The organism is Flavobacterium sp. (genome assembly GCF_027484705.1).
Lineage (GTDB): Bacteria > Bacteroidota > Bacteroidia > Flavobacteriales > Flavobacteriaceae > Flavobacterium.
In genome coordinates, this window is record NZ_JAIXSL010000006.1 from 1 (window position 1) to 2,853 (window position 2,853).

Genomic DNA, 2,853 nt, shown 5'->3' on the forward strand with positions numbered 1-2,853 from the left:
TATACCTCACACGATAAACCAAACTCAAATCTAACACTTCAGGGTGTAACAGCCCTGAAGTTAAAAACTAGAAACTAATGAAAACAAGAATACTAATTTTCGTTTTGGTCTTTACAGCCGCTGCGGGTTTTGCACAACAAGATGCACAATTCACCCAGTATATGTATAACACGATCAATGTCAATCCGGCTTATGCAGGATCTCGAGGAGTGATGAGTATATTTGGGTTGCACCGTACCCAATGGGTAGGTTTGGATGGCGCTCCGGTGACCAATGCCTTATCGCTCAATACGCCAATCAGTGAAAGTAATTTGGGGGTCGGTTTGTCTTTTATCAATGATAGAATTGGCCCAACGGTTGAGAACACCATCTCTGCCGATGTGTCCTATACCATTCAGACTTCTGAAACTTATAAACTGTCTTTCGGTATCAAAGGAACCGGGAACTTCTTCAACCTGGATGCCTCGAAGCTCAACCCTGAAGAAGCCAACGATCCTTCGCTGGTGAATTACAACAAATTCTCGCCTAACATCGGAGCTGGTCTTTACCTGCATTCTGATAAAGGTTATCTTGGGCTTTCGGTGCCGAACTTCATCCAGAGCAAACGCGTGGATAGCAACAACGGACAGGATATCGCCATATTCAAGGAAAGAATCAACTACTATTTCATCGCAGGATATGTCTTTGATCTGAACCCGAACATCAAGTTCAAACCCGCTTTGCTGACCAAACTCGTAACAGGTTCGCCGCTTCAGGTCGATGCTTCTGCTAACTTCATGTTCTATGATAAATTCGTACTCGGTGCCGCTTATCGTTGGGATGCTGCTGTGAGTGCTTTGGCCGGATTCCAGATTACTGACGGACTTTACATCGGTTACGGGTATGATATGGAAACCACCAAGCTTAGAAAATACAATTCAGGATCTCACGAGGTATTTCTTAGATTTGAATTGTTCAACAACTATAATAAAATCGTATCCCCAAGATTCTTCTAAATCTAAAACATCATGAAAAATAAAGCAACCCTATTGATAACGTTTTTGAGTGTTTTAGCTTTCCAAAGTTATGCTCAAAGCACTGCTGAGAAAAAAGGAGATAAACAATATTCTAAGTACGCTTACATTGATGCGACACAAACCTACGAGCGTATTGCCAATAAAGGTTATAAGTCGGCCGATATGTTCCTGAAATTGGGGAATTCCTATTATTTCAATGCTGATCTGGCCAAAGCCGCCAAATGGTACGGGGAATTCTTCGCCATGAATCCTGAAGCGCAACCTGAGATTTATTTCCGTTACGCGCAGTCTTTGAAATCCATCGGAGATTATAAAAAAGCGGACGAAGTCATGACACAGTTCAACAAGTTGGCCTCAGAGGATTCGCGTGCGAAAATCTTCAAGTCCAAACAAGATTATATGAATGAGATCAAAGCCAATTCAGGACGTTATGAGATTACTGATGCCGGCATCAATTCGCAGTATTCCGATTACGGAAGCGCTTATTCAGGAACAAAGCTTGTCTTCACCTCAGCGCGTGATACCGGTAGTTTATCTCAGAAAAAACACAAATGGACCAACCAGTATTTCACCAATATGTATTCCGCTAGTGAAACCCCTGAAGGTACTTTAGAGGCTCCTGAGAAATTCGCCAAGAATGTCAATTCTAAATTCCATGAAGACACGCCAGTCTTTACCAAAGATGGCAATACGATGTATTTCACCAGAAACAATTTCAACAACGGAACCAAAGGCAAAGATGCCAACAAGATCACTTTGCTTAAAATATACAAAGCTACTTTAATCGACAACCGTTGGGATAAAACTACCGAACTTCCGTTCAACAGCGACAGTTACTCCGTGGCGCACCCGATGCTAAGTCCGGATGAGAAAACTTTATATTTCGCATCAGACATGCCGGGAACTAAAGGGCAGTCCGATCTTTGGAAAGTGGCCATCAACGGCGACGGTTCTTTCGGAACGCCTGTAAATCTTGGTGATGCAATCAACACCGAAGGAAAAGAAACCTTCCCGATGATTACCGATGAGAATGAATTGTATTTCGCCACTGACGGACATCCCGGACTTGGAGGTTTGGATATCTTCATGTCCAGAATGAATGCCGATGGAACTTTCCAAGCGCCAATCAACATTGGAGCTCCGGCGAATTCACCTCAGGATGATTTTGCTTACCTGATCAACACCAAAACCAGAAAAGGATTTTTGTCTTCCAATCGTGAAGGCGGAAAAGGATTCGATGATATCTACAAATTCCTTGAAACCAGAAAACTCATCTGCGAGCAGGAACTATCAGGCATCGTGACTGATTTGGAAACAGGTGAAATTCTGGCCAACACCAAAGTCACTTTGTTCGATGAGAAATTCAACAAGCTTGAAGAAGTTATGTCTGATGATAAAGGTTTCTATAAATTCAAGTCGGTGGAATGTGGTAAAATATACTACGTCCGCGCTGAAAAAGAAAAATACGACACCAAGGAACAACGCATCACGATTTCGAAAACTACCGGAAAAACAGACCTTCCGATACAGCTTGAGAAAACCGTTAAACCCGTTACTGTGGGCGATGACTTAGCGAAAGCCTTCGGAATCAAGATCATTTATTTTGATCTCGACAAGTGGGATATCAGACCTGATGCAGCCCTTGAGCTTGAGAAAATCCTCGATGTCATGAAGCAATATCCGACGATGAAAATCGATGTGCGTTCGCATACCGACAGCCGTCAAACTTTCAAATACAACGAAAAACTGTCTGACAGAAGAGCCAAATCTACGATGGCTTGGCTGGTTAAAAACGGTGTAGAAGCCGACAGATTGGTCGGTAAAGGTTACGGCGAAA

At 42.8% G+C, this 2,853-nt stretch carries 2 protein-coding genes; both read left to right on the top strand.

Annotated elements, in window-relative coordinates:
* The first annotated feature begins 77 nt into the window (after positions 1–77).
* Positions 78–995, top strand: coding sequence for a type IX secretion system membrane protein PorP/SprF (locus Q0058_RS02025; protein ID WP_298221068.1), 918 nt, complete (start codon positions 78–80; stop codon positions 993–995).
* Between the two features lie 12 nt (positions 996–1,007).
* Positions 1,008–2,853 (top strand): OmpA family protein (locus Q0058_RS02030; RefSeq protein WP_298221069.1); only part of this gene is annotated, 1,846 nt, incomplete at its 3' end.

Excerpts from the sequence above, each read along its gene's own strand:
- Q0058_RS02025 (WP_298221068.1), top strand. The coding sequence starts at position 78 with ATGAAAACAAGAATACTAATTTTCGTTTTGGTCTTTACAGCCGCTGCG.